This window comes from Mesorhizobium sp. M7A.F.Ca.MR.362.00.0.0, assembly GCF_004023175.1.
Taxonomy (GTDB): Bacteria; Pseudomonadota; Alphaproteobacteria; order Rhizobiales; family Rhizobiaceae; genus Mesorhizobium.
In genome coordinates this window covers 4,917-10,248 of the sequence record NZ_RZTF01000233.1, presented here as the reverse complement: position 1 = coordinate 10,248, position 5,332 = coordinate 4,917, and the positions used below count along the sequence as shown (strand labels likewise).

The following is a 5,332-nucleotide window of genomic DNA, read 5'->3' as shown; positions in this document are numbered from 1 at the left end:
CATCCGTACCGCCCGTGAGCGTATCGCCGGCAAAGTCGAGCGCACGCCGACCGTGCTGTCCCCGAGCCTATCCGAACAACTGGGCGTCCCCGTTCACCTCAAGCTCGAACACCGGCAGACCACCGGCAGCTTCAAGCTGCGTGGCGCCTCGAACGCCGTCGCCTCATTGAACGCCGAACAGAAGGCGCGGGGCGTGGTCGCGGCCTCGACCGGCAATCACGGCCGCGCGCTGGCGCATGCGGCGAAGCTTGAGGGCATGCGCGCCGTAATCTGCATGTCGCGCCTGGTGCCCGGCAACAAGCTCGACGAGATCCGCCGGCTTGGCGCGGAGGTCCGCATCGTTGGCGACAGCCAGGACGATGCCCAACAGGAGGTCGATCGGCTGGTCGCGCAAGAGGGGCTGGTGATGCTGCCGCCCTTCGACCATCCCGACATTATCGCCGGGCAAGGCACGCTCGGGCTTGAGATGATCGAGCAGGTCCCGGATGCCGCCCTCGTTCTGATCCAGATCTCCGGCGGCGGGCTCGCATCAGGGGTTGCTACAGCCATCAAAGGCGTCAGCCCCGGCACAAAAATCATCGGTGTCTCGATGGCGCGTGGCGCGGCGATGAAGGCCAGCCTCGATGCGGGCCAGCCGGTGCTGGTGGAAGAATTGCCGACGCTGGCGGATTCGCTCGGTGGCGGCATCGGCCTCGACAATCGGCTGACCTTCGCCATGTGCCGCGACCTGCTCGATGATGTCATCCTGCTCAGCGAAGACGAGATCGCCGCCGGAATCCGTCACGCCTATGCGCAGGAGCGCGAAATCGTCGAGGGCGCGGGCGCTGTCGGCATCGCCGCACTGCTGGCCGGCAAGGTCAGGTCGGACGGGCCGGTGGTTGTTCTGCTGTCCGGTCGCAACATCGATATGGACGCGCACCGCACAATCGTTTGCGGCGTAGCGCCATCGCTCAAGGAGCGCGCCGCATGAGCCGGATGACCATCCTTACCGAGAAAGAGTTGCGGGCGATCGTGACACTCGATCTCGATGCCGTCGCCTGCGTCGAAAACGCCTTCCGTGCGCTTGCCACTCTGCCGGTGGCAATGCCGCCGATCCTGCGGCTAGACATTCCCGAGCATCGCGGCGAAGTCGACGTGAAGACCGCCTATGTGCCTGGCATTGACGGTTTCGCCATCAAGATCAGCCCCGGGTTCTTCGACAATCCGAAGCTCGGCCTGCCCAGCGTCAACGGCATGATGGTGCTGCTGTCGTCCAAAACCGGCCTGGTCGAGGCACTGTTGCTCGACAACGGCTATCTCACGGATATCCGAACCGCTGCTGCCGGCGCCGTCGCCGCCAAACATCTGTCGCGGCAAGACTCGTCCGTTGCCGCGATCTTCGGCGCGGGCGTACAGGCCGGGCTGCAACTGGAAGCACTCATGCTGGTGCGGCCGATCACCGAGGCGCGCATCTGGGCGCGCGATGCGGCAAAGGCCGAGGCGACAGCCGGAGCCTTGCGCGAAAAGCTCGGCATTCTCGTGCGCGCCGAGCCGGACGCGGCAAACGCGGTCGCCGGCGCCGACATCATCGTCACCACGACGCCTTCAACCGAGCCGCTGATCAAGGCCGGCTTCGTTTCCGCAGGGCAGCACATCACCGCGATGGGATCGGACGCCGAGCACAAGAACGAGATCGCGCCGGCAATCCTGCGCATGGCCGATCTCTATGCCGCTGACAGTGGCCGCCAGACAAAGCGGCTGGGTGAGCTGCATCATGCAATCGCGGCGGGCGTGATGGCCGCCGAGGAAGAGGTGACCGAACTCGGCCAGATCATCGCCGGCGCGAAACACGGACGGCGCTCGGCCAGCGACATCACCATCGCCGATCTCACCGGCACTGGCGTCCAGGACACGGCGATCGCCACGCTCGCTCGAGACCGTGCGCGGGTGGCCGGTTCCGGGGTCATCTTCGAAAGCTGATGCTGGCCGCAGGAGCATGATCCGGAAAAGTGGGAACCGGTTTTCTCGGACAAACGGTTTTCCGTTTGTCCAGAGATCACGCTCAAACAAGAACGACGAGTTGGATTCAAAGCTGATACCGGCCGCAAGGCCCAACAAACGAGGACCAAGAACAATGCAACCGAACCTGAGATTCTCGCGCGGCGAATATGCGGATCGCCTCGCCAAGACACGCAAGGCCATGGAGGCCAAGGGCGTCGATCTTCTTGTTGTCAGCGATCCTTCCAACATGGCCTGGTTGACCGGCTATGACGGCTGGTCGTTCTATGTGCATCAGGCGGTTATCGTGCCGCCTTCGGGCGAGCCGGTCTGGTACGGCCGCGGCCAGGACGCCAACGGCGCCAAGCGCACCGCCTATCTCGCGCACGACAATATCGTCGGCTATGCCGATCACTATGTGCAGTCGACCGAGCGCCACCCGATGGATTTTTTGGCCAGCGTGCTTGCGGAGCGCGGCTGGGGCAAGCTGACAGTCGGCGTCGAAATGGACAATTACTGGTTCTCGGCGGCCGCCTTTGCGTCGCTGCAGAAGCATTTACCCAATGCCCGCTTTGTCGATGCCACCGCGCTGGTCAACTGGCAGCGTGCGGTGAAGAGCCCGACCGAGATCGATTATATGCGCAAGGCGGCCCGCATCGTCGAGGCCATGCATCAGCGCATCTTCGACAAGATCGAGGTCGGCATGCGCAAATGCGATCTCGTCGCCGAAATCTATGATGCCGGCACGCGCGGCGTCGACGGTATTGGCGGCGACTATCCGGCGATCGTGCCGCTGCTGCCGTCGGGTGCCGATGCCTCGGCGCCGCATCTGACCTGGGATGACAGAGCGATGAAGCGGGGCGAGGGCACCTTCTTCGAGATTGCTGGCTGCTACAACCGCTATCACTGCCCGCTGTCGCGCACCGTCTTCCTAGGCAAGCCGACGCAGGAATTCCTCGATGCCGAGAAGGCGACGCTGGAAGGTATGGAAGCCGGGCTGGCTGCCGCGAAACCCGGCAACGCCTGCGAGGACATCGCCAACGCCTTCTTCGGTGTCCTCAAGCGATACGGTATCGTCAAGGACAACCGCACCGGCTACTCGATCGGCCTGTCCTATCCGCCGGACTGGGGCGAGCGCACGATGAGCCTGCGTCCCGGCGACCGCACCGAGCTCAAGCCCGGCATGACCTTCCATTTCATGACCGGCCTGTGGCTGGAAACGATGGGACTGGAGATCACCGAGTCCATCCTGATCACCGAAACCGGTGTGGAGTGCCTGGCCAATGTGCCGCGCAAGCTGGTGGTGAAGGATTGAGCCCGATGTCCAGCACCCGCCCGTCGCCGATCGCGCCGACCGTCGATTTCGACCGCGACGGCATTCAGCACGGTTTCCTGCGCTTGCCCTACAGCCGCGACGATTCCGCGTGGGGCTCGGTTATGATCCCGATCTGCGTCATCCGCAACGGCAACGGGCCGGCAGCGCTGCTGACCGGCGGCAACCATGGCGACGAGTATGAGGGGCCGCTGGCCCTCTACGATCTCGCCAGGACCCTCGATCCCAAGCAAGTCAGCGGCACGGTGATCATCGTGCCGGCCATGAACTATCCGGCCTTCCGTGCTGGCACGCGCACCTCGCCGATCGACAGGGGCAACATGAACCGCAGCTTTCCCGGCCGGCCGGACGGGACGGTGACCGAGAAGATCGCCGACTATTTCCAGCGTGAGCTGCTCCCCCGCGCCGACATCGTGTTCGACTTCCATTCCGGCGGCAAGACGCTGGACTTCGTGCCGTTCTGCGCCGCGCATACTTTGCCCGACAAGGCGCTGGAACAGAAAGCCTTCGACGCGGTCGCGGCCTTCGCTGCCCCGTTCTCGATGCGCATGATCGAGATCGACGCCGTCGGCATGTATGACACGGCAGCCGAGGAGATGGGCAAGGTCTTCGTCAGCACCGAGCTTGGTGGCGGCGGCACGTCGCGTGCGCAGACGGTGCGGATCGCGCGGCGCGGCATTCTCAACGTACTGCGCCATGCTGGCATTGTAGATGGTGCGGTCGAGAAGACTCGAACCCAGTGGCTCGACATGCCGTCGGGCGATTGTTTCTCCTTCGCCGAAGATGACGGCATGATCGAAACCATGGTCGATCTCGGTGAGCCCGTCGAAGAAGGCTCGGTGCTGGCGCGCATCCATTCCACCGGCCGCACCGGCATCGCCCCGCAGGAGATCCGGGCAAAAATGTCGGGCATGCTGGCGGCGCGGCATTTCCCCGGGCTGGTCAAGGCCGGCGACTGCGCGGCGGTGGTGGCTGTGCACGTCTGAGCGATTCCGCCGAGGCTTGCTCCACCCGGTTCGCGTCCATCGTCACTTGCTCTTGATCCGTTGCGGAGCCTTCGGCGCGGCGGAAAGAAGCAGCATGGCGAGCGGAGTCGACATTGCAGGAGGATGTCACTATATAGCGGCGGCTTCGACCTGCGCGCCCGAGGGCAGCACCTCGAAGCAACTGTGAATGTGTAGTGTGTTGCGCCATCTATTGTGACGGAAATCGGCTCGGAAACCGGAAAAAGGCAAATAGAAACAGTGGCGCAGCGCTGGGCGTGACCCAGCCAACGGTACCGACCCCTCCAGAATCAGAAAATGCTCTTGACCCCTCGATTTCCTATGGCTCTGTGGACCTTGGACGGCATTGGCTTGCCGGACGACCGCGACTCGGCTGGAATGGGGACATGCATCCTTTGCGGGATGTCGACGTTTGTGATTACCAACCGGCTTTGCCGCCAGGGAACAGCAGTATGAGTGAACACGCCATCGAATTCTTGCGGGGATGGATCGGCGAAAAGGTCCATTGCCAGTCCTCCCAGGCAAGGATCGACAAGCAGGCCGAAACCCTGGCCAAGGAGTGCGCCGCCGAGGCGGCCGAGGTCGGCATCCCGCTGGAGGACATCCAGGAAGAAGTCGGCGATATCCAGGAACTTATCGCATCCCGGCTTGAGGAAGCGGCCGAGGCCGAGGAAAGCCAGCAGGCCCCCGGAAAAGCCGCGGAATGATCAAAGCCGCGGAATGATCGCATAGCGGCGACGTGTTCCAGCGCGGGCTTGTGGCCCGCGTTTTTGTCTTCAGCCAAACTTCTCCTTCAGCCACGTCTTCGGCAGCGCCGGCACGAAATTCCCGTCGCGTCCGGTCATATCGTCATTGGCAACCAGCGCGTTGAGGATTGCTTCCTCCACGGTCTGGATCACTGCATCGAAAAACGGATCGATATCGGTGTCCGGAATAAAATCGGCGCTGGCGATGCGGCCGGAGGGCGCCAGCGCTGCGCTCGCATTGGCGGTCGAGAAGGCGATAAAAATGTCGCCTG

General features: G+C 63.6%; 6 protein-coding genes. 5 read left to right on the top strand and 1 reads right to left on the bottom strand.

Annotated features, from left to right (window positions below; genetic code table 11):
• Nucleotide 1: 1 nt before the first annotated feature.
• The 5 genes from eutB to EOC06_RS24250 all read left to right on the top strand — a co-directional run bounded on the left by eutB (nt 2) and on the right by EOC06_RS24250 (nt 5,021).
• Entirely contained in the window at nt 2–970 is a 969-nt protein-coding gene (gene eutB / locus EOC06_RS24270; RefSeq protein ID WP_245469998.1) for a hydroxyectoine utilization dehydratase EutB, read from the top strand.
• Entirely contained in the window at nt 967–1,959 is a 993-nt protein-coding gene (gene eutC, locus EOC06_RS24265; protein WP_128308974.1) for an ectoine utilization protein EutC, read from the top strand. Before eutB ends, eutC begins: the two co-directional genes overlap by 4 nt.
• 154 nt (nt 1,960–2,113) lie before the next feature.
• Nucleotides 2,114–3,292, top strand: coding sequence for an ectoine hydrolase DoeA (gene doeA, locus EOC06_RS24260; protein ID WP_127396496.1), 1,179 nt, complete (start codon nt 2,114–2,116; stop codon nt 3,290–3,292).
• Between the two features lie 5 nt (nt 3,293–3,297).
• Complete coding sequence (doeB, locus tag EOC06_RS24255) at nt 3,298–4,296, top strand: N(2)-acetyl-L-2,4-diaminobutanoate deacetylase DoeB (protein WP_127272431.1); 999 nt, start codon at nt 3,298–3,300, stop codon at nt 4,294–4,296.
• A 470-nt stretch (nt 4,297–4,766) separates the two neighbouring features.
• Nucleotides 4,767–5,021, top strand: coding sequence for a DUF768 domain-containing protein (locus tag EOC06_RS24250; RefSeq protein ID WP_127271474.1), 255 nt, complete (start codon nt 4,767–4,769; stop codon nt 5,019–5,021).
• A gap of 69 nt (nt 5,022–5,090) precedes the next feature.
• Here the strand turns inward: EOC06_RS24250 and EOC06_RS43375 are convergent.
• On the bottom strand, nt 5,091–5,332 hold a 242-nt coding region (locus EOC06_RS43375), incomplete at its 5' end, for a P1 family peptidase (protein ID WP_245469996.1).